Origin of the sequence: Gilliamella sp. W8128, from assembly GCF_016100545.1 — a bacterium.
In the GTDB taxonomy this organism is placed as follows: domain Bacteria; phylum Pseudomonadota; class Gammaproteobacteria; order Enterobacterales; family Orbaceae; genus Gilliamella; species Gilliamella apis.
On the sequence record NZ_JACFSE010000009.1, the window covers coordinates 1 to 22,783 of the forward strand.

Consider the following 22,783-nt stretch of genomic DNA (forward strand, 5'->3'; position numbering starts at 1 on the left):
AACGCCGTAGTGCCGATGGTAGTGTGGGTATTACCCATGTGAGAGTAGGGTGCCGCCAGACTTTTAAATATACGAGCCCAGCAGCAATGCTGGGCTTTTTTGCTTTCTAGGATTAATAAATACTATTTTAGATGGTCAAATAATTTCTATACAACGCCCTATCACAAAAATATAACGTTATATTTCTTTTACATATCATACCTAATCTTAAATACTTTTTATCGGCATCATTATTTTCGTTATATGAATGGTATACAGTTCTTTTCTATTAAAAACCAAAATATTTTTTTACTAATACAATATTGGTATTTGATGAAAATACATATGACATATTCGTTAGTGATGATAAGGAATTTCTATGGATTTATTGCAAATACACTAACAATATAGAAGCGGTAAACGGTATAAATATATATACTTTTGGGGACATGTAGAAAAGCAACCTTCTATCATAACAAAGAGTTGTTTTAGCCAATGGTATCCAAGTCGTTTTGAGATTGATAATATTTACTATCCAACATCAGAACATTATATGATGGCTGAGAAAGCAAGATTATTCGGTGATGAGCAAATATTATCAAAAATACTTACTACTAATTCTCCTGGATTAGCAAAGGCATTAGGGCGTCAAGTAAAAGGATTCATACCGAAGATTTGGGATGAACACTGCTTTAATATTGCCATAAATGGTAATTATGCTAAGTTTTTACAGAATTCAAAGTTGACTGATTTATATTATTAACCAAACAAAAAATATTAGTAGAAGCAAGTCCGGTTGATAAAATATGGGGGATAGGATTGTCTCAGGATGATCCTAATATTGATAATCCGCTAATGTGGCGTGGAAAAAATTTGCTTGGATTTGCTTTAATGAATGTTCGCCAACAATTACAAGAAAAATAATGAATTATTTATACGAATCTTATTGGATAAGAAGCAATATTCAAATATTGCTTCCTGATTTATTAACCTAATAATAAGGCATCGTCAGTTACTTTTTCACCACGAGTTTTTTCAAACATATCTAATAAATCTGTGACTGTTAGCTTATCTCGTTGTTCTCCTGACACATCAAGTACTACTTGTCCTTGATGTAGCATCACTGTTCTTGTGCCATATTCTAATGCTTGTTTCATTGAATGAGTCACCATCATAGTGGTTAGTTGGTTTTTCTGAACAATTTCATTAGTCAGATCCAAAACAAATTGTGCAGTTTTGGGGTCGAGAGCTGCGGTATGTTCATCAAGTAATAATATCTTGGATGGTTGCAATGTTGACATGAGTAGGCTAACGGCTTGTCTTTGTCCACCAGAAAGCAAGCCCATCATATCTGATAGTCTATTTTCTAAACCTAAATTTAGCGTTGCTAGTTTTTCTTTAAATAGAACACGCAGTCTACGATTTAAAGCTGGTCGTAAAGTAAAATTATTGCCACGGTTGTAAGCGATAGCTAAATTTTCTTCTATGGTCAGGTTTTCACAAGTTCCGACCATTGGATCTTGGAATACTCGTGCTACCATTCCAGCTCTTTTCCAAGCGGGCCATCGTGTAACATCTTTATTATTAATGGTAATATGACCAGAATCAGCAATCAGATCACCACTAATGACATTAAGTAATGAACTTTTTCCTGCGCCATTACTACCAATAATAGTAACAAATTCCCCTTTTTTGATATTGAGATTCAAACCACGTAATACATGATTTTCAATTGGCGTTCCTTGATTAAACGTCAATTGTAATTGTCCTACTTTAATCATGCTTACTTACCTCTTTTTTTAGAATATTTTTTTAGTTGTTTTGGTAATACTAATGCCAAAACAACCAATATTGCTGTAATAAGATTTAGGTCTTCAGTACCTACACCAATTTCTTGTAAGAATTCATTACTGAGTGCGAAAGCGATAAATAATCGATATAAGATTGCACCAAAAATAACGGCAATCATAACTGCCCAGATGCGTTTTGTTGGGAATATACTTTCACCAATAATAATTGAAGCAAGACCGATAACAATAGTACCAACCCCAATAGTGATATCGGCACCACCTTGTGTTTGCACAAATAATGAACCACCTAGAGCAATTAATCCGTTTGATATTGCCATCCCTAAAATAGTGATCGCACCCGTTGGAATGCCTTGAGATTTTGCCATTCGTTGATTAGTACCGGTTGCTCTTAGTGCTAATCCAACTTGAGTATTTAGAAATAGATTGAGTAGTAGCCAAAAAACTACAACAAACGCTAAAATCATCATAGGTTGTACTAGATATTGATTGCTATAATCTTCAGCCATAAATGGTGAAAAAATAGTTTTTGCATCTAGTAATGATAGATTAGGGGATCCTGCCATTCTTGGGGTTTCGCCCATAATATATGGCCCTATCCCTAAAATTCTTAAATTAATAGAATACAGACCTATCATTACAATAATACTGGATAGTAATTGCAATATATTAAGTTTAACATAGAGTAGTCCAGTCATTGCACCAGCAATACAACCAGCAAACATACCTAAAAATGTTGCTATCCATGGATCAATACCAACGTACATACATAATCCACATACTGCACCACCAAGTGGAAAACTTGCATCAGCTGTTAGATCGGGGAAATCAAGTAATCTAAATGAGATAAACACACCCAAACTAACTAATGCGTAAATAAGTCCTATTCCAATTGAGCCTAATAAAAATTCAAATGACATGAAAAAATCCACTAAAAAAGTAACCGCCAAATTTGGCGGTTTAGTTATTAAAACGGTTTAAATTATTTTTCGACGACTTTTGCCGCTGATTTTAATACTTCTTCCGATAGCGTTACACCTTGACGTTCAGCCGCTTTCTTATTAATTGTTAATTGTGTGATATTACCAACTTGTGGTGCAATATCACCTGGTTTTTCACCGTTAAGAATTCGAATAACAATTTTACCAGCTTGGCGGCCAAGATCATAATAACTCATTCCTAAAGCGGCAATCGCGCCTCGTTCAGCTGAATCAGGATCTGATGCTACTAGTGGAATTTTGTTTTCATTGGCAACTTTAGCTAAAGCTTCATAGGCCGAAACGACGTTATTATCGGTTGTTGTATAGATCAGATCAACTTTTCCTTTTAAACTTCTTGCTGCAGTTGAAATGTCAGAGGTTCGTTGTGCTGGTGCAGCGATGATTTTCATGCCACGTTTTTCAAGTGCAACTTGTAATTCTTTAAGTACAATTGTTGAATTAACTTCACTGGGACTGTAAACATAACCGATATTTTTTGTATCTGGTTTGATTTTTAACATCATATCGATTTGTGATTCTAATGATAACGCATCGGAAACCCCGGTTACATTTGTTTTAGATGCTTCCCAACTTGGTGTCAATTTAGCTGCAACTGGATCCGTTACTGCAGTAAAAACGATAGGGATTAATTTAGTTGTAGCAACTAACGCTTGGGTACTTGGTGTTGCAATCCCTACGATAGCATCTGGTTTATTGGCAACAAATTGTTTAGCGATTTGCGCTGCATTAGCGCTACTACCTTGGGCACTAGCAAATTGTAATTTTAGGTTTTCACCAGCAATATAGCCATTATCTTTTAACTCATCTTCAACACCTTTACGGACATTATCTAAGGCAGGATGTTCAACAATAGCGGTGATAGCAACAAATTTTTGTTCGGTTTTATTATCAGCAGATGAAAAAAATGTTACTGCGGATAAACTGAGTAACATAAAAAGTTTGATTATTGAATTTCGCATTTGCTAATCCTGTAATATTTATTTTACATTCAATTTAAATATTTGCTTACTATAAAGCAAAATCGGACAATTTTCTATAGTTAAAAGAAAGTATATGTGTAAATTATTTGTTACAGTTTGTGTTGTTTTTGTCGAAATAAATGGGTTATTTAGCAATAAACGATAGTAATAATTTTTGAGGAGAGGGGTTTTTTAAAACCTTGCTCATTTCAATGAGCAAGGGATTTGATGATTATTTAAGATAAGGATTTATTTTTGACCGATAACTTTATAGGCTGATTCGATAACATCTGCTGATAAATCAATTCCTTGCTTCTTAGCTGCATCAATATTGACCACCAAACGTAATGCTTGACCTATTTCTGGCGTAATATTTCCTGGTGCTTCACCATTTAAAACTCTTACCACAAGTTTGCCTGATTGGCGGCCAACATCGTAATAACTCATACCATAAGCGGCAACTGCACCACGTTCAATTGCATCGGGGAATGATGCTAACAGAGGTATTTTATTTTCGTTGGCAAATTTAACTAGTGATTCATAAGCCGAAACAACATTGTTATCTGTTGTCGTATAAATAAGATCAACTTTTCCTTTAAGTGTATTGGCAGCAGTTGAGATATCTGCGGTACGTTGAGCAGGTACCGCTATTAATGATATATTTTGTTGACTAAGTTGCTGTTGTAGATTTTTTAGCACTACAGTTGAGTTAATTTCACTAGGACTATAAATATAACCCACAGCTTTTACATTAGGCACAATTTTCTTCATAAACTCGATTTGAGGGCCTATTTCTTGATAATCTGAAACACCAGTAACATTGTTATGTGTTGGTTCCCAGTTTTTGATTAATTTAGCTGCAATTGGATCGGTAATTCCAGCAAAGACGACTGGGATTTGTTTGGTCGCGGCAACCGTTGCTTGGGCACTTGGTGTAGCGATAGCGACGATAACATCAGGTTTAGCTGCGACAAATTGGCGTGCAATTTGTGCGGCTGTAGCACTGCTACCTTGGGCACTTCGATATTGTACCTGCAAGTTTTCATTCAATTTAAAACCACTTGCGATTAACTCATCTTTTACCCCGTCACGGATTTGATCTAATGAAGGATGTTCAACAATTGCTGTTATCGCAACATTTTTTATGGTATCAGCTAAACAGGAAAATGATGTAATTACTAACATCACTATCAATAATAAATAACGTTTCATTATCAAGAACTCATAAACTAGTACAGTGATATTATTCTAGTCCTAATAATTTAAAATGTTAAGTAATATTTTTATAATTAATTATTATAAAAAGATAAAATGTTCCTGATTGAAAAATTCTATTTTTGTGCAAAAACAAATGGGTTTATCCCACTTTTTGCGAATCCTTCTTCTTCTGTTTTTATATCTAAGATTAATGATGCGACATCATCGGCAATAACTTCTATGTGAGGATCTTTATCTTGATCTAAAATTTTCAAATAGCTATGACAGGCATCACAACATTCAGTTTTTATTGCTGCCATTTCGTTATCTAATGAGAAATATTGGATATCTTGCATATTATCGCAACAAGTACATTTTACTCGCGGTACATACCATTCGCTTTCACACAAACTGCAATGAAGATATCTTAAACCATTATTACCGCCAAGTTGAATCACACTAGCAACCGGTAGGCTATTACAAACAGGGCATAGCCAACTTTGATCAGTATTTTCAGCAACTGCTTTTCCTTTAACTTGATTAGCCAGTTGACTGTAATAAACCGATAATGCAGACCAAATAAATATAGATTCGTTGCCTTCGACCAGATCAAATTTACCTTGTAGTAAACTAATCGCTTTTTCTTGAAGTTGTTCAGGACTATTTTGTTTTAATCGTTGAATTACGGCTTCAATTTGTTCACTGGTATCGGAAAAAGAATTTAATAGTTCAGATAAATAATCTTGCCAAATATCATTTAATGGTAAATTCTCTAAACTTAATGGCGCTAAGCCATTATTGAGTAAATTTGGTGCTTCAATAGCGTTTTGTTGGTTAATTAATTTGGCTTGTTGCTCTGCTATTTTTGTACAAAATAGTAAATAATCGCTTAATGGGTTATTTTCGGCTAAAGTTTTTAAACGTGCCGCGCGGTGAATATAAAGTGTTTTCGTTGATGGATAAAATAGCAATGGGATCTGCCTAATTACTGAGCTTGTATTTTGTTGTTCAAGTTGTTCTTGTGAAATGATTTTTATACTCATTATTGATTACCACTTTGCGGTTTTATCCAGAATTGATTTAGCCATTTAGTAGATCTGCTGATTAATATCAGCAGATCTACTATTAGACTTTATAAAGCAGGTTTTTGCTCAGTTTGCGGTGATTGCTCAACCTTAGTTTCACTCTCGGCATTAAGTTCTTGCTGATAAACTTTTTTCATCTCTTCTTCGTACCAGGATGAATGATTTTTAAACGCCCAAGCTCGAGAAACATAGCCAGTTATCATACCTTTTATGGAACCTTTTACCCAAAGTGCCATATAAGCATGGCCAATGGCTAATAAAATAAGACATATAGCGGCAAAAGAATGTAAAAATATGGCAATACGAACTATTTGAATTGGGAAGTAATCGGAAACATAGCGACGCCACATAATTAAACCTGTGACAAATAATACAAAGATCAGACTCATAATGCACCAGAATAGAAATTTCTGACCAACATTATACTTACCGATCGGAATACCTTCTTCTTTACCCATAATGACGTGTTTAAAGTTTTTAATCCATAACAGGTCATTTTTATTTGGAATATTATGATGTGCTAGTTTTATAAACATAAACATTAATAAAACGAATACTACACAACCAATGATTGGATGCAACGCTCTAACTAGTTGTGGTGTACCAAGAAATAATCCAAATAGCTTAATGGATGGAAAAAACAGCGACAAACCAGATAGTGCCGTTAGAATAAACAAACAGACCATACACCAATGACAGAAACGTACAATAAGTGGTGTTCTTAATATCATTCCTTTTTTATTCATGATGAGCCTCCGATTGCGACGAATTAGGCGTATTTTTTCGGCCAAAAATAGGCAATCCTAAACGTTTTCTTGCTTGTTTATCGGCTTGTTTTTCGTGTTCTATATCTTCTTCATCGACTTCAATCGCACCGACACCCATATAATGGAACAGCAATCCACCAAAAGTAGCGACAAAAGCAGCTGCGGATAGTGGCTTCCAAGCACCTTTCCAGAATTTAACAATTTCACTAACTTGCGGGTCTTTTGGTAAGCCATGATAAAGTTCAGGTTGATCAGCATGATGTAAAACATACATAACATGTGTGCCGCCCACACCTTCTGGATTATAGAGACCAGCGTGTTCAAATCCACGTTTTTTCAGATCAACGATTCGATGCTCGGCATGACGAATCATATCTTGTTTGGTGCCAAAATGAATTGCACCAGTTGGGCAGGTTTTTACACAAGCAGGTTCTTGGCCAACTGCGACACGATCAACACATAAGGTACATTTATAAGAGTGATTATCTTCTTTACTGATTCTAGGAATATTAAATGGACAACCAGCAACACAATAACCGCACCCTATGCAATGTTCCGATTGAAAATCAACAATACCATTTGCATATTGGATGATTGCTCCTTCTGATGGACACGCTTTTAAACAACCGGGATCGGCGCAGTGCATACAACCGTCTTTACGTATAAGCCATTCAAATTTGCCATTAATTTCAACTTCTGAATAGCGCATAACGGTCCACGCTTTTGGTTGTAAGTCGGCTGGATTATCATAAACGCCGACGGTATTGCCAACTTCTGCTCGTAGGTCATTCCATTCGCTACAAGCGACTTGGCAAGCTTTACAACCGATACAGGTAGTTACATCAATTAACTTGGCAACTTCCTGCTGATAATCTCGTACACGAGGTGCAGGGGTTAAAGCGTTAGTTGCTGAGCGGCGAATAATATCTTGAGTTTGTAATGACATAATTTATCCTCCTTCTTATGCCGCTGTAGTAACTTTTTCGATGTTAACTAAAAAAGATTTATATTCCGGTGTTTGTGAATTAGCGTCACCTAAATGAGGTGTTAATTCATTAACCAAGAAGCCTTTTTTCGTTTGCCCAGTGAATCCCCATACAATTGGAATTCCTATGGTTTCGATCTCTTTACCATCAACAGTCAAAGTTGGTAAACGTTTTGTCACAACTGCTTTCGCTTTGATATAACCTCGATATGAGGTAACTTTAACCGTATCGCCTAGTTTTATGCCTTTTTTATTAGCAAGATTTTCACTCAGTTCAATAAATTGTTCCGGTTGGGTGATGGATGCCAATCTTGCATGTTGCGTCCAGAAGTGGAAGTGTTCAGTAATACTGTATGTGGTGCCAACATAAGGAAACTCATCTGCTTTACCTAAGCGAGCTAAATCCTCTTTAAATGCTCGAGCAACTGGGCTATTAACTTGTTTAGGATGCATAGGATTATTGGAAATTGGTGTTTCAAATGGCTCGTAATGTTCAGGGAATGGGCCATCAACCAAACGATTTAAGCAGAATAATCCACCTAAACCATCATTATTCATGATAAATGCACCGGCACCAGAGCTTGGTGATAATGTACCGGTAAAGTCAGCGACATCATTACCATCCCAATTTGTACCGTTCCATTTGATTAACACTCGATTTGGATCCCATGGTTTACCATTTTCGTCGGCAGAGGCTCGGTTATACAATACTCGTCGATTCATTGGCCATGCCCATGCCCAGCCAGCATGGATACCTTTACCGGATGGATCACTAGGATCGCGGCGTGCCATTAGATTACCTTGCTCAGTCCAAGAGCCACAGAATATCCAGATCCCTGATGAGGTAGAGCCGTCAGCTTTTAATTGTGAAAAACCGCTTAATAGTTGACCTTTTTTCAGGATGACATTGCCACTGTTATCCGTTAAGTCAGCTAATGCTCGACCATTACACTCTTTAGCGAGTTCTTCAGCCGATGGGCCTTCTGGATCTAGGTAATCCCAGCTTAAATTGTTAATTGGTTCGTGGTAAGCACCACCTTCTTCTTTATAAAGCTCTTTAATTCTTAGGTAAATGCGGGCAATAATCTCTGGATCATAAAGTGATTCGTAAGGTGGTCTGGCTGCTGCCCAGTGCCATTGTAATAAACGTGATGAGTTAACAATTGTGCCGTTTTCTTCTACAAAGCAGTTAGCAGGAAGTCTAAATACCTCGGTTTGAATTTTGCTTGGATCAACATCGTTGGATTCGCCATGATTTTTCCAAAACTCAGCGGTTTCGGTTGGCATTGGATCAATGCTAACTAAAAATTTAAGCTTAGATAATCCATCACGAATACTATTTTTATCAGGCAGTGCTGCTAATGGGTTGAAACCTTGGCAAATAAAACCATTAGCTTGACCATCACGCATCATTTTGCTGAATCTTAAAACATCATAGGTTTTATCCCATTTTGGTAACCAATCAAATCCCCAATTGTTATCTTGAGTGGCATTCTCACCGTACATTGCTTTCATAAAGCTAACAAAGAATTTCGGGTAATTACCCCAAAAATTGACCTCATTTGGACCGAGTGGTTTAGGGGTTTTTTCTGTTAGATATTGCTCAAGTGAAGTTTGCGATTCTTTGGGTAAGTCAAGATAAGCAGGCAAACGATTAGACAGTAAACCAACATCGGTTAAACCTTGAATATTTGAGTGTCCACGTAAAGCATTGATACCACCGCCCATAACACCAATATTACCAAGAATCAATTGAATCATTGCCGCGGTACGAATAATTTGCGAACCATAAGTATGTTGAGTCCAACCTAAGGCATATAAGAAAGTAGCTGCACGATCGTTGGTTTTGGTACTAGCAAGAGATCGACAAACATGTAAAAAACCGTCTATTGGACTACCGGTAACTTTGTTTACCATTTCTGGCGTATAACGACTCACATGTTGTTTTAATAAATTCCATACACAACGTGGATGACTTAGGGTTTTATCTCTTAATGCATAACCATTTTCATCTTTTTGATATGCCCAGCTGGTTTGATCGTATTGACGGTTAGCGGCATCATAACCACTAAATAAACCACTATTAGCATCAAAGTTAAAATCATCACGGACAATTAAACTGGCATTAGAGTGGGTAACCAGATATTCAAAGTTTACTTCGTTATGTGAGATAAGGTAGTTAATAATGCCAAGTAAAAAAGCAATGTCAGAACCAGCACGAATTGGTACATAATGATCAGCGACGGAGGCAGTTCGATGAAAACGTGGATCAATTGCAATCAGTTCCGCGCCGTTAGTAATTTTGGCTTCAATAGCCCATTTAAATCCAACCGGGTGGGCTTCCGCTGCATTACCCCCCATAACGATAACCACATTAGCATTTTTGATATCATTCCAATTATTGGTCATAGCGCCTCGACCAAATGTCGCTGCCAAACTAGAGACAGAAGGACCATGACAAACCCTAGCTTGGGTTTCGAGGCTTAACATTCCTAATGAACGAGCAACTTTAAAGGCTAACCAACCCGTTTCATTACTCGCTGCTGAGGTAACCAACCAGCCGGTTGTTGTCCAGCGATTAACTGTTGTACCTTGTGCATTTTTTTCTTGAAAATTTTTATCTCGGTCAGCTTTCATCAACCGGGCAATACGATCAATTGCTTCATCCCAACTAATCCGTTGCCATTTATCAGAACCTGGAGCACGATATTCAGGATATTTAACCCGTTGTTCGCTTTTTATATAATCAAGTACTCCAGCCCCTTTTGGACAAAGAGAACCTCGACTAACAGGATGATCAGGGTCACCTTCGATATGAAAAATAGATGATTCGGCATTTTTAGCACCATCTCCTCGGCTATAAAGGAGCATTCCACATCCTACTGAACAGTAAGTACAATTATTTCGCGTCTCTTTTGATTTTAATAATTTATATTGGCGAGTTTGTGCAAGCGCTATGCTCGGGGCAAGTCCCAGCGTAGCTACTGTGGTTCCAGCCATGCCACCAGCACAGATCTTAAAGAACTGTCTACGGTTAAATAGCATATGAACTCCTTAAAAAGCTGACATTACATTATTTAGATTATTATGTAGGAATTTATAAACATCCTTATTAATTGTAATGATAATATTTAATTGAATGGAAATAAAGGGATAAATATTTAAAAGTTTGACATATGTCAAAAATATCAATTGCTATTTGCTTGTTTTAATATTTTATTGAGATTAAATACATTTTTAGTAAAACTAATTAAGCAAGGAAATGTTTAAATTAAAGGTTGGAAGCGTAGTATATTCGGCTTACTGATAGCAATCAAGTAAGCCTTAGTTTATTATTTTAGATTAATTTCGTCAATTGTCTGCATTACTCGGTTGGTGATTAATGGTTTAAGTATTTTATTCATAGTGTCAATTTTTGCTAAATTGGCATCGTCTTTATCATCTAAATAACCTTGTTCACGAAGTGAAGCAACTAAGGTTGAAAAAACACCTTTATCAAAAAACTCTGGTGCATTAATACCATGAAGTATCGATAAACGTTCGGCTATTAATCGGCCTTCTTTTTCTAAACTTGCTCGGCTGATGGTTGGATCTTTTTGCAATAATGAAAATGCAATGACATAGCGTTGTAATGTATCTTTTGAGGATGAAGCCAATAACTGTAAACCTGACATTTTTAAGTAGTTCAAGGTTAATTTATCTGGCGTGTAACTGATTAGATTCAATTCGGCATAAGTTGCAATAATGTTATTTACGTACTCTGTTAGTTGTTCATCATCGTGATATAAAAATAGTTCTGATTTTATTAACGGGAACAGCAGTTTGACTTGCATAAGTACTTCATCAAGCGAAATGCGGTTATTTTTAAGTAAAATTCGCGCGACAATTGCTGGAATGATCAGTAAATGCTGAATGTTATTACGATAATAGGTCATCAATACTGCTTGATCGGCGGTTAGACCTACCATTTCACCAACTTCATCAGTGGTAATAACAAATTTGCCCATTTCTTTAGCATGTTCAAACATCTGTTCAGCAGTTTGATCAGGAATGGTAATTAATTCGGAATAAGGAATGTTTTTTAATAATTTTAAGAGATAATCAATATTTTCTAATAATTTTACTTTGGTTAATGTACATTGGTCAGCAGCTAACAATATTGAACAACATAAATTCATCGCATTAATTGCTGCAGATGAATTTATGTGTTCCATTATTTGTGTAGCCAGCAGATTAGTTGTGGGTGTTAACCAGCTAGGACGTTGTGTTCCTGTTGGATCAATCGCATCTCGCCAATCAGGAATTTGTTGATTTAAAAATTGGTTTAAAGGGATAGGATCACCAAAGTTAACATAACCAAAGCCTAATTTTTTCAATTTTAAAAATGCTTTAATTGTACGCCACAAGCTCTCTTTTTCTTTTTTTGCGCCACGAAGTTCATTGGCATAAGTGGCTACTTCTAAAACATGTTCATAACCAATATAAACAGGAACGATTGTGATTGGCCGAGGATCACCACGCAATAAAGTCTGGACTGTCATCATTAACATTCCTGTTTTAGGATCAAGTAACCTACCTGTGCGTGATCGACCGCCCTCGATGAAATACTCGACCGCATAACCTCGGATAAATAACTCAGCTAAATACTCCCGAAATACAGCAGTATAAAGTTTATTACCTTTAAATGAACGGCGAATAAAAAATGCCCCTAAGTGCCTAAAAATAGGGCCTGCTGGCCAGAAGTTTAAATTAATACCTGCGGCAATATGTGGTGGCACCAGTCCTTGTCGATAAAGTACATAGGATAGTAATAAGTAATCCATATGACTGCGATGACATGGCGCATAGACAATTTCATGGCCATTTTCAGCTAATTCTCGAACAGGATCTGCATTGGTGACTTTCAAACCTTGATAAAGTCTATTCCATGCCCAAGTCAGAACAAAATCAGTCATTCTAAGCATGCGATAAGAAAAATTAGCCGCAATTTCGTTTAATAATGATAAGGCATTCTTTCTGGCTTTATCCTGATCTATTTTTTTGCTTTTAGCTTCTTCTTGTATAGCTTCGGCAAGGGCAGGATTAGTTAGTAATTTGTTAAGCATCTCTTGACGAACAGGTAACTTCGGACCAACAGAGGCAGCCCTTTGTTTGGCAAAGTGTATGCGTGCGACACGAGCAAGTTTGTGGGCTAAAACAGAGATATCTTGGTTATCGTCAACCTTAATATTTTTAAATGATACCGTTCGAGAGAATCGGGTGTAACAGTCACGACCAGAAATTAAGATTTTATAAAGTTTATAGGTTGCGCCTAAAACTTGTAGTGAAGGCATTTTTTTACCTTCTTTATCTGGTTTTCGCCCAAACATAACGGAAACCGGCAACATTTGCACATCAAGTTCATCATTTTGTTGATGCGCTGAGATATATTCTCTTAAAATTTCAATTGATTTATTTTTTTGTTTTTTAGAAGCAAAAATACCCGGTCCTTTATCAATATAAATATAAGCAGGAATAGTATTACCATTAATATCAATGCCTAATAAAGGATCTGGCAAATCATATTTAAGACAAAGTGATCTCACTACCATTAAGTCAATTTGTGAATTATAAGGTAGTACATACAAAATTGGTCGATGGATATCGAGATCCAATTCAGTAATGGGATCGGTAGGGATCGGTTTACTTTTAACAAAAAGCTTAACAGGGATCTGAATTAGTGAAAAATAAACTTTTGTCCACCAAGAAAACATAAAAATAAACCTCATATTTTGTAGCTAATTATATATTTAAATCATTGTTAGCTATTAGTTTATCGACTAACTTGTCGATGCATAAATTGCAAATTTATATTGTTATTTTACTTTTTAACAATAAACATTAATCCAAGTATATATGTGTTATTGTCTAACTGTTAGTTAATTTGCATAATCTTTCAGCTAGATTGTTTTAATTTATAGATGCTTATGTCTACCCATTATAAAGACATATTAATAGCAACACTATATAGTTTATTGAAATTAAGTTGTCAAAATGGTTGAATTAATGAGCGAAAACTAGCCATCACAATCCAGTTTAAATCGTGATGGCATCAGTTTATTATCAAGCTTTGCTTTGATACATTACATCCAAAATGTAACGTAATTGTTTAACATCGAGTTGACCTGGAGCTGAGGCGTTTTTGGCGGCACCAAATGTCATGGCTGAACCAAAGGTTGTCCCTGCAATGCGGCTGATTGCACCAAGACCGTCCATTGACATGGTAATAATTGGTTGTGTAGCAAATTTTTCATTCATTTCGCTGGTTGCGGCAAGTAATGTTAATACATCATTAGTCTTTTGTGGCATCACAGCTATTTTAGGAATATCTGCACCTAAGTCTTGCATTTTTCTTAATCGATAGACAATATCACTTTGTGATGGTGTTTTTTCAAAATCATGGTTTGAAGCAACCACGAATACGTTATTTTTATGCGCAATATCAATAATTTCTTTTACATTGTCATCGCCAATAAAGACTTCAACATCAATTAAATCAACTAAGCCACTACTTGCCATTGCTTTATTTAGTTGTATATAAGCATCTAATGGCCATGGTTTTACGCCACCTTCATTTGCGGTACGGAAAGTAAATAAAATTGGTTTATTGGGCAACAAGGTAGCTATTTTTTGTGCTATGGATTTGACTACATCAATATTATCAACTTGTGTAAAGTGGTCAACTCGCCATTCTAAAACGTCAAAATCAATAGTTTGTAAAAACTTTACTTCATCAATGAGTTCATCTTCGGTTTTTCCAATAATTGGCACAATTATTTTTGGAGTACCTTTACCTATCTCAAGCTGTTTAACTGTTACTATATTCATTTTATTTCCTGTTCACCACTAAATTAATCATTAAATCCCATTTGTTCTTTGACATAATCAATTGGTGCATCTTCGCCTGTCCAAATTTTTATTTGTGCCGCTCCTTGCCATAGCATCATACCGATGCCATTGAGTGTTTTACATCCTTGTTGTTCGGCCATTTCTAATAGCTTAGTTTTGCGTGGGCTATAAATACAATCTGTAACAACGAGATCTGATCTCAATATTGTTGGATCGGTAATTAAACTTTGCCCTTCTAATGGTTTCATTCCAACACCAGTGGCGTTACAAAGTACATCGCTATCAGCAATTTGTCTTCTTAGCTCATTCTCATCAGCTAGATCGGTAATATGTACTTTACATTTTGTCTGTTCATTTAATTTTTTTATTACCGATTCTATCTTTTTATAGCACTCATCTTTCTGATTAAAAATAGCAATTTCTTTTACACCATCAAGTGCTGCTTGTACGGCAATTGCGGTTGCCGCACCTCCGGCACCGAGAATGGTTATTTTTTTATCTAGCATATTAATGCCAGCTTCTGCTAGCATACGCATATAGCCAATGCCATCAGTGTTATAACCGGTCAATACGCCATTATCATTTGAAATGGTATTACAGGCACCACTCATTTCTACCGCAGGTGTTAATTTATCAAGGTATTGGCAAACAAGTTGTTTATTGGGCATTGAAATAGCACTACCTCGTAACCCAAGTGCTCGTAAACCTTTTATTGCATCGGCTAGCTTTGGTTGATCGACTTCAAATGCTAAATAAATAAATGGAATATTTAATTTAGAGTAAATGGTATTTTGCATTTGTGGTGACAGACTATGACGAATCGGATAAGCCATTAAACCAATCAATAGAAAATGACCATCAATATTACTTCTCATTTGAAATTCTCCGTAACTAATCTAAATTTTGTCCAAAACTGATCATATACCATGATGTTTGTGTCTAGTAATTTTGTTTAGCCGAAAAGCTGGCAATGTTGACCTTACCTTATTTAATTCAATAGGATAATTATTTAATTGTAATCTCAGTTTTGCTATTGCTTTTATAATGACACGAGATCAAGTGTGCTACAACCTAAAGATTAACAATATTATTTGTTTTATTAATTCACATTTTAACATGGTCAGTTAATTGATGATTAAAAAAGCTCTATGCGAGTAAGCGTATACTAACAATTGCACTTTAAATAGCTATCGCCTAGAATAACCACCTTTATCTCGCTACGAAGAATCTATTTATGAATACTATTCTTGAGCTGTTTTCCTCAGTAAATGCAGTTGTTGTTGCTGTTATTTTAATGTTAGTACTTTCGCTTTGCCGAGTTCATGTGGTAATTAGCTTAATTATTGGTGCATTTGCAGGTGGTTTATGCAGTCATCTAACCCTAAAAGAAACCATAGACGCTTTTAATACAGGTATTAGTAATGGGGCTAATATTGCCTTATCTTATGCTATGTTAGGTGCGTTTGCCGTGGCTATTTCTAAATCAGGTTTACCAGAATTATTAGCTGATAAAGCCATTAAACAATTAACTACTAATGATGCGAAAACACGAATTAAATGGTTATTAATTATTATTATCGGGTTAGTTAGTATTTCCTCACAGAATATTATTCCAATTCATATCGCCTTTATTCCGCTATTAATTCCACCACTTTTATATGTGATGTCGAGATTACAACTAGATAGACGAATGATTGCGTGTATTATGACATTTGGTTTGATTACGCCATATATGTTTTTACCTGTTGGATTCGGTAATATCTTTTTAAACCAAATTTTGTTAAAAAATATTATTTCATCGGGGATGGATGTTAGCCATGTTAATGTCATGCATGCTATGGCTATTCCAGCTTTCGGTATGTTTGTTGGTTTACTATGGGCTATTTTTGTCAGTTATCGTAAACCGAGACAGTATGAACTTATCCGTGAAGAGAGCCATGCCGAACAGTTTAGTAATGTAAGTGTTCGTTCACTTATTATTTCATTATTAGCGATTATTCTTTCTTTTACCGTGCAACTTTGTACTGGATCGATGATATTAGGCGCGTTAATTGGTTTTATTTGCTTTATTGTTTCAGGTTCAATCAAATGGGGCGAAGCGGACGGAATCTTCACCGATGGTATCAAAATGATGGCAATGATTGGTTTTGTGATGATATCTGCGCAAGGATTTGCCGAAGTATTAAAACAGACGCATGAAATAGAACCTTTAGTCATTAATAGTGCAGCGTTATTTGCTGGTAACAAAGTCGTGGCCTCTTTCATGATGATGTTAGTTGGTTTGGTCATTACGCTGGGAATTGGCTCGTCATTTTCTACTGTTCCAATTATTGCCGCAATTTATGTTCCGTTATGCGTTCAATTAGGATTTTCACCAATTGCGACCGTTTGTTTAATTGGTGCATCAGGAGCTATCGGTGATGCCGGCTCACCACCTTCAGATACTATTTTAGCCACATCTGCTGGTTTAAATAGTGATGGACAGCATGACCATATCAGAGACAGTGTTATTCCAACCTTTACCCATTTCAATATTCCGTTATTTATTGCTGGATGGGTGGGATCATTGATTCTTTAAACAATCAAAAGAATTAAGGCTATTATTAGTTATGAATAAAAAGTCATACCAAAATATTCGTGCGCTTTGTGCAAAAGCTATTTTTGCGGTACTTGAAGAAGGACAATCGCTTAGTACGGCTTTAGCCTCTTTGAATCATCAACTTGCTGATAAAGACAAAGCACTAGTGCAAGAGATCTGTTTTGGTGTAATGCGAGTGCTACCAGAACTAGATTTTTATATTCATAACTTAATGAGCAAGGTCTTAACTGGAAAAAATAGAATTTTACATTACCTATTGTTAACTGGATTGTACCAAATTCTTTATACCCGAATTCCTGAACATGCCGCTGTAGGTGAAACAGTTGGTGCGGTTAATGATTTAAAAAAACCGCAATTAAAAGGTGTGATTAATGGCGTTTTACGTGAATTTTTACGCCAACAGGCATCATTAAAACAAAAATTTCAGCAAGATAGTAAACAACAAATTAGTCAGACCTTACATCCTAGTTGGTTATTAAATCGTTTAAAATCAGCTTATCCAGAGCAGTGGCAAGCAATTGTTAATGCGAATAATCAGAAACCACCTATGTGGTTACGAGTTAATCTTAACCATTATTCGGTTAGTGAATACCAACAATTACTTGAAAAACAACAGATTGCTTCCGAGTCTTTTGCTGATATCCCTTGTGCTATTCGCTTAACTACGGCGGTAAATGTGACTAAGTTACCGTTTTTTGCTGAAGGAGCGGTAACCGTACAAGATTTATCAGCACAATATGCGGCTTATCTATTAGCACCTAAAAATGGTGAGCAAATTTTAGATATGTGTGCCGCTCCTGGCGGTAAAACCACTCATATTTTAGAACTTGCGCCAACAGCTAATGTATTAGCTGTAGATGTTGATGCCAACCGAGTTAAACGAATTGATGAAAATTTAACACGCCTAAAACAACATGCACAAGTCAAAGTTGGTGATGGTTTAACCCCTGAGAAGTGGTGTGATGGGCGTCAGTTTGATCGCATCTTGCTTGATGCACCTTGTTCGGCTACCGGGGTTATTCGTCGTCATCCTGATATAAAATGGTTACGACGTGATAGCGATATCGCTCAGCTCACCGAACTACAATATGCTATTTTGACACGTATCTGGCCTTATTTAAAAATAGGTGGCACCTTAGTTTATGCTACTTGCTCCGTATTGCCAGAGGAGAATAAGTTACAAATTGCCCGTTTTTTACAACAAACCACCAACGCCAAACAGCAGGGAGAACTTAAGCAGTTTTTACCGACTGAATTGGCTGGTGATGGTTTTTTCTATGCTGTATTAAGGAAAGAATAGTTATTAGTTATGTTTATGGGGTAAAGCAATTTAGTTGTCATTTTTGCCTTTTTAATTGTTAGTTTATTTGCAATGATTAATGATGAATTAAATTCTTACTCAAAAAATTTTGAGGAACGGGGTTTTTTAAGCAATAAAATTTAATCAATAACATCTTATCATCGTTACTTGGACAATCTTTGGCAGATATGGTAAATTCCGAATCTGTTTTGCATTTTTAAGACTCTCGAAATATGGCTTACACATTAACCTATAGTGATCTCCCCGAAAATATACAATATTGGCAAGGTTTACCTTTATCTTTAAATGGTTGTGAAGTTGTTCCATTAGATTACAATGCCGGAAAAACTGGTTGGATTATTTATGGTAAAAAGTTAAATAAAACCTTACTGTCAAAATTTCAAAGACAGCTGGCAATGCCGATGGTTGTGGTTTCTTCATGGAAAATTAAAACCTATCAAATTGTACGTATTGCAGGAGTAATGCCAAAAAAAGCCAAATCGATTTCGTTAAGCTTAGGGATTGATGTTGCACCGATCGATAATTTACCAACCTTACATTCTCCCGGCTTATTGGTTATGGATATGGATTCAACAGCTATTGGTATTGAATGTATTGATGAGCTGGCAAAGCTACAAGGTGTTGGTGAACAAGTTGCCGCGGTCACCGAGCTTGCTATGCGCGGTGAACTCGATTTTGCCACTAGCTTACGCAAACGCGTGGCAACTTTAAAAGGTGCAGAGCAAACTATTTTAGATCAGGTAAAAGAGGGCTTACCATTAACCCCTGGATTAACTTATTTAGTTAAAGAGCTACATAAAAAAAATTGGCATGTTGCCATTGTTTCCGGGGGATTCACCTATTTTGCCAACCATTTAAAACAGAAGCTAAAACTAATAGATGCTCATGCTAATGAGTTAGAAATTAAAAAAGGCCAGTTAACTGGTAAAGTGATAGGGCAAATTGTTGATGCTAAATATAAAGCTCGAATGTTACAACAATTGGCTGCTTCTTTAGATATTCCGATTGAACAAACTGTTGCGATTGGCGATGGTGCCAATGATTTAATGATGATTCGAATTGCTGGACTTGGTGTTGCTTATCACGGCAAACCTAAAGTCGTTGAAAAAGCAAGAATTAGTATCAATTATGCCGATTTGACTGGTTTATGGTGCATTTTATCTACCAGTTTATTAAGTGAAGGTTAGGAGAAAAATTTGGCAAAAACAGTAAAGCGCGCTTATGTATGTAATGATTGTGGCGCCGACTATCCTCGTTGGCAAGGTCAGTGTAGTGCTTGTCATGCTTGGAATACGATTACTGAAGTGAGGTTAGCTAGTACCTCATCACGCAATGATCGATTAACCGGTTATGCTGGTGGTGCCGGGCAAACTAAGATCCAAAAACTATCTGAGATTAGTTTAGAGGCCTTACCTCGATTTTCAACTGGATTTTCTGAATTTGACCGCGTACTTGGCGGTGGTGTGGTACCAGGTAGTGCTATCTTAATTGGTGGTAATCCTGGTGCCGGTAAAAGTACTTTGTTATTGCAAACAATGAGTAAATTGTCTGCACAAATGAATACACTCTATGTCACTGGTGAAGAGTCACTGCAACAACTGGCAATGCGTGCCCATCGTTTAGGTTTACCTACTGATAATATCAATATGTTGTCTGAGACAAGTATTGAGCAGATCTGTTTACTGGCCGAACAGTCTCAACCCAAATTAATGGTTATCGACTCAATTCAAGTGATGCATCTTGCTGATATTCAATCTTCACCGGGTAGTGTGGCACAAGTTCGTGAAACAGCAGCTTATTTAACCCGGTTTGCCAAAACCAAAGGAATTGCCATTATCATGGTTGGCCATGTGACTAAAGATGGATCACTGGCTGGGCCTAAAGTCCTTGAACACTGTATTGACTGCTCGATTTTACTCGATGGCGATGCTGATTCTCGATTCCGTACTTTACGCAGCCATAAAAATCGCTTCGGAGCGGTAAATGAACTAGGTGTGTTTGCCATGACCGAACAAGGCTTGAAAGAGGTTAGTAATCCGTCAGCAATCTTTTTAAGTCGTGGTGAAGAGATGTTATCTGGTAGTTCAGTAATGGTGCTGTGGGAAGGCACTCGGCCATTATTAGTTGAGATCCAAGCGTTAGTAGATCACTCTGTTTATGGCAATCCAAGACGAGTAACTGTCGGGCTTGATCAGAACCGATTGGCACTGTTATTGGCTGTTTTACATCGTCATGGTGGTTTACAAATGGCCGATCAGGATATTTTTGTTAATGTTGTCGGTGGGGTAAAAGTAACCGAAACCAGTGCCGATTTAGCATTAATTGCCGCATTGGTATCGAGTTTTCGTAATCGTCCTTTACCACAAGATGTGGTAATTTTTGGTGAAATAGGATTAGGTGGTGAAATCAGACCGGTACCAAGTGGCCAAGAGCGTATTTCTGAAGCGGCTAAACATGGCTTTAAAAAAGCGATAGTACCTATTGCCAATATGCCGAAAAAGAAACCAGAAAATATGCAGATCTTTGCGGTTAAGAAAGTATCTGAAGCACTAGATATTTTAAGTGATTTGCAGGGTTTTTCTTGCTGAAAATATTCCGCCGATTTAATTCTGCAATTTAATCTTAGAATTTAACTATCGGCGGAAAAGAAGTTATTTAATTTTAGTGTTAATAATAAATTTCATAACAAGGTTGGTAAGCACTGCCGCCAGGTAACTTCATACGGTCTTGTTTTACATAGCTAAGCAGTAAATTATCTAATTGTTTCATGATCTCTGGATCACCTTGTAACTTATAGCGTCCATGTTCGGCAATTTGCTTCATGCCGAATTCTTTAACATTACCGGCTACGATACCTGAGAAAGCTCGACGTAAGTCAGCTGCTAACATTTCAACAGGTTGATTTTTATGTAGATTAAGTGATGCCATATTTTCATGGGTTGGTTCAAATGGATGCTGTAATGATTCATCGATTTTAAGTAACCAGTTAAATCCGTAAGCATCTCCAGTTGCTAAACGTGATGATTTAACCTGTTTGACGCCATGTTTCATGATGCGAGCGACTTGTTCTGGCGAATCAATGATAATTTCATACAGTTTAGTTGCTTCTTCTCCTAAGGTGTTGCGGATAAATTGGTCAATTGCAACAAAATAATCTTCACACTCTTTGGGACCAGTTAAAATAATTGGTAAAGTTTGATTTTTATTAGCTGGATTGAGCATAATCCCCAAAATATAAAGCAATTCTTCCGCGGTACCTGGGCCTCCAGGAAAGATAACAATACCATGTGCCATACGCACAAAGGCTTCAAGTCTTTTTTCAATATCCGGCATAATAATAAGTTCATTAACCAGTGCATTTGGTGGCTCTGCGGCAATAATGGATGGCTCGGTCATACCAATAAAGCGACTATCTTTGATCCGTTGTTGAGCGTGCCCAACCGCAGCTCCTTTCATTGGTGCTTCCATAATACCCGGTCCACAACCTGTGCAGATATTGAGTTCGCGCAGTCCTAGCTGCATACCAACTTGACGAGCATAATAATATTCACTTTCGTTAATGGAATGCCCACCCCAACAGACAATTAAATTAGGCTCTTCACCCACATGTAAGGCATTGGCATTACGTAAAATTGAGAAAACCAGATTGGTGATGTAATAGGAGTGTTCTTTTTCCAGTTTATCATTAGGCACCAAATGTTTAATTGCACTAATTTGGCTATTTAAAAACAGGATATCACGCAACACCGCAAATAGATTGGCTTGAATGGAGCGAATAATTTTTTTGTCGACAAATGCGGTTTCAGGAGCATCAATAAGTTCTAATTTGACCCCTCGTTCTTTGCTGATAACGTTAATTTCGAAAGATTTAAATCTATCCAATAATTCTTGAGTATTATCCGTTTTGCTACCTGCATTGAGTGTGGCTAGTGAACAATTTCTAAATAATTGGTATAGTTCACTATTTGCTGATTTTTTCAGAATATCGACTTCTGCTTGAGCAAGTAGATCCATTGATCCTAATGGACTAATATGGGTAATCATCACAACCTCCATTTGACGGTTTTATCGACAAAAAATCATTATATATTCAAACAGAATAAAAAATAAGTAAAGCTGATAATAACCTAATTTATCAATTAAATTAATTTAACATGAAAATATGTAACTATTTTTTCAAATTGAATTTTTCAA

General features: G+C 36.4%; 16 protein-coding genes and 1 pseudogene. 5 read left to right on the forward strand and 12 right to left on the reverse strand.

The features are described from left to right. Positions 1-412: 412 nt before the first annotated feature. Positions 413-903: pseudogene (locus H3U97_RS11625) on the forward strand (NADAR family protein). A 62-nt stretch (positions 904-965) separates the two neighbouring features. Here H3U97_RS11625 and H3U97_RS09895 read toward each other — a convergent pair. The 11 genes from H3U97_RS09895 to H3U97_RS09945 all read right to left on the reverse strand — a co-directional run bounded on the left by H3U97_RS09895 (position 966) and on the right by H3U97_RS09945 (position 15,544). After that, positions 966-1,760: an ABC transporter ATP-binding protein gene (locus H3U97_RS09895; protein ID WP_065578412.1), complete on the reverse strand. Its 795-nt coding sequence runs from the start codon at positions 1,758-1,760 to the stop codon at positions 966-968. A 2-nt stretch (positions 1,761-1,762) separates the two neighbouring features. Then, on the reverse strand, positions 1,763-2,707 hold the full coding sequence (locus tag H3U97_RS09900; protein WP_065578411.1) for an ABC transporter permease: 945 nt from the start codon (positions 2,705-2,707) through the stop codon (positions 1,763-1,765). Positions 2,708-2,769: 62 nt separating this feature from the next. After that, entirely contained in the window at positions 2,770-3,747 is a 978-nt protein-coding gene (locus H3U97_RS09905; protein ID WP_198198838.1) for an ABC transporter substrate-binding protein, read from the reverse strand. Between the two features lie 249 nt (positions 3,748-3,996). Continuing rightward, the gene (locus tag H3U97_RS09910; protein ID WP_065578409.1) at positions 3,997-4,959 is read right to left on the reverse strand and encodes an ABC transporter substrate-binding protein; all 963 of its coding nucleotides are present in this window, start codon (positions 4,957-4,959) and stop codon (positions 3,997-3,999) included. Positions 4,960-5,078: 119 nt separating this feature from the next. Next, positions 5,079-5,987: a formate dehydrogenase accessory protein FdhE gene (gene fdhE, locus H3U97_RS09915; protein WP_198198839.1), complete on the reverse strand. Its 909-nt coding sequence runs from the start codon at positions 5,985-5,987 to the stop codon at positions 5,079-5,081. Positions 5,988-6,076: 89 nt separating this feature from the next. Then, positions 6,077-6,775 carry a formate dehydrogenase subunit gamma gene (locus H3U97_RS09920; RefSeq protein WP_065614648.1) on the reverse strand — a complete coding sequence of 233 codons (699 nt, stop codon included), beginning with the start codon at positions 6,773-6,775 and terminating at the stop codon, positions 6,077-6,079. Beyond that, on the reverse strand, positions 6,768-7,742 hold the full coding sequence (fdxH, locus tag H3U97_RS09925) for a formate dehydrogenase subunit beta (protein ID WP_198198840.1): 975 nt from the start codon (positions 7,740-7,742) through the stop codon (positions 6,768-6,770). The genes H3U97_RS09920 and fdxH overlap by 8 nt, the downstream gene beginning before the upstream one ends. 15 nt (positions 7,743-7,757) lie before the next feature. Next, the gene (fdnG, locus tag H3U97_RS09930) at positions 7,758-10,826 is read right to left on the reverse strand and encodes a formate dehydrogenase-N subunit alpha (protein ID WP_198198841.1); all 3,069 of its coding nucleotides are present in this window, start codon (positions 10,824-10,826) and stop codon (positions 7,758-7,760) included. Positions 10,827-11,113: 287 nt separating this feature from the next. Then, on the reverse strand, positions 11,114-13,534 hold the full coding sequence (gene plsB, locus H3U97_RS09935) for a glycerol-3-phosphate 1-O-acyltransferase PlsB (RefSeq protein WP_198198842.1): 2,421 nt from the start codon (positions 13,532-13,534) through the stop codon (positions 11,114-11,116). A 349-nt stretch (positions 13,535-13,883) separates the two neighbouring features. Further along, the gene (gene aroD / locus H3U97_RS09940) at positions 13,884-14,648 is read right to left on the reverse strand and encodes a type I 3-dehydroquinate dehydratase (protein ID WP_198198843.1); all 765 of its coding nucleotides are present in this window, start codon (positions 14,646-14,648) and stop codon (positions 13,884-13,886) included. A gap of 23 nt (positions 14,649-14,671) precedes the next feature. Beyond that, complete coding sequence (locus H3U97_RS09945) at positions 14,672-15,544, reverse strand: shikimate dehydrogenase (RefSeq protein WP_198198844.1); 873 nt, start codon at positions 15,542-15,544, stop codon at positions 14,672-14,674. A 359-nt stretch (positions 15,545-15,903) separates the two neighbouring features. On the opposite strand from H3U97_RS09945, the gene H3U97_RS09950 reads away from it, so the two are divergent. The 4 genes from H3U97_RS09950 to radA all read left to right on the forward strand — a co-directional run bounded on the left by H3U97_RS09950 (position 15,904) and on the right by radA (position 21,177). Next, positions 15,904-17,247 carry a Na+/H+ antiporter family protein gene (locus tag H3U97_RS09950; RefSeq protein WP_065614644.1) on the forward strand — a complete coding sequence of 448 codons (1,344 nt, stop codon included), beginning with the start codon at positions 15,904-15,906 and terminating at the stop codon, positions 17,245-17,247. A gap of 31 nt (positions 17,248-17,278) precedes the next feature. Continuing rightward, the gene (rsmB, locus tag H3U97_RS09955; RefSeq protein WP_198198845.1) at positions 17,279-18,568 is read left to right on the forward strand and encodes a 16S rRNA (cytosine(967)-C(5))-methyltransferase RsmB; all 1,290 of its coding nucleotides are present in this window, start codon (positions 17,279-17,281) and stop codon (positions 18,566-18,568) included. Between the two features lie 233 nt (positions 18,569-18,801). Next, positions 18,802-19,776: a phosphoserine phosphatase gene (serB, locus tag H3U97_RS09960; protein ID WP_198198846.1), complete on the forward strand. Its 975-nt coding sequence runs from the start codon at positions 18,802-18,804 to the stop codon at positions 19,774-19,776. A gap of 9 nt (positions 19,777-19,785) precedes the next feature. Then, the gene (radA, locus tag H3U97_RS09965; protein WP_198198847.1) at positions 19,786-21,177 is read left to right on the forward strand and encodes a DNA repair protein RadA; all 1,392 of its coding nucleotides are present in this window, start codon (positions 19,786-19,788) and stop codon (positions 21,175-21,177) included. 79 nt (positions 21,178-21,256) lie between these two features. Here radA and ppnN read toward each other — a convergent pair whose 3' ends face one another. Next, the gene (gene ppnN / locus H3U97_RS09970) at positions 21,257-22,633 is read right to left on the reverse strand and encodes a nucleotide 5'-monophosphate nucleosidase PpnN (protein WP_198198848.1); all 1,377 of its coding nucleotides are present in this window, start codon (positions 22,631-22,633) and stop codon (positions 21,257-21,259) included. Positions 22,634-22,783: the final 150 nt, after the last annotated feature.